This window comes from Phocaeicola sp. HCN-6420 (assembly GCF_037890145.1).
In the GTDB taxonomy this organism is placed as follows: domain Bacteria; phylum Bacteroidota; class Bacteroidia; order Bacteroidales; family Bacteroidaceae; genus Phocaeicola.
In genome coordinates this window covers 1-447 of the sequence record NZ_JBBKBJ010000092.1, presented here as the reverse complement: position 1 = coordinate 447, position 447 = coordinate 1, and the positions used below count along the sequence as shown (strand labels likewise).

Below are 447 nucleotides of genomic sequence, written 5' to 3'. Positions count from 1 at the left end.
ACCGGCTCACCTGCAGGAGATTCCTTTCTCACCGGCAGAAAAGATGGCAGTTCTCGACGTGTCCGCTTACGGGCAAGGTATTTTGTCGCTGTTCCTGATGGATAAGGGCTTGAATAAGCTGTCGGAGCGGACAGTATGGATTGATAAATCTGCTGATACCTTACAGTCCTCTCCTGTTATTTGTTCCCTTCCTCAAACCGTGATGAATCCCGGTCAGTTATTGACGTATACGCTGGGTGTACCGGACAGCAGTTCCGTGTTTGTTCGTGTGGTCCGGCAGGACAACCTGACGTCAGGTCAGGCCTGTACGTCCTTAGCCTGGGGCGGGGAAGTATCCTCCCCGGTACGCTTTCCGCTACTGGACAATCCTTCGCCCGGCGATCTTGAAGCGGTACGGAACGCATGGCTGATGAGCGCCTCCTTTTCCCTGTTCCGTCCGGAGGTTGC

The 447-nt window shown here is 54.6% G+C and carries 1 protein-coding gene; it reads left to right on the top strand.

The genetic code is table 11. The features are described from left to right. A partial coding sequence (locus tag WKT12_RS16500) for a hypothetical protein (protein ID WP_340320336.1) occupies window positions 1–447 on the top strand: 447 nt, incomplete at both ends.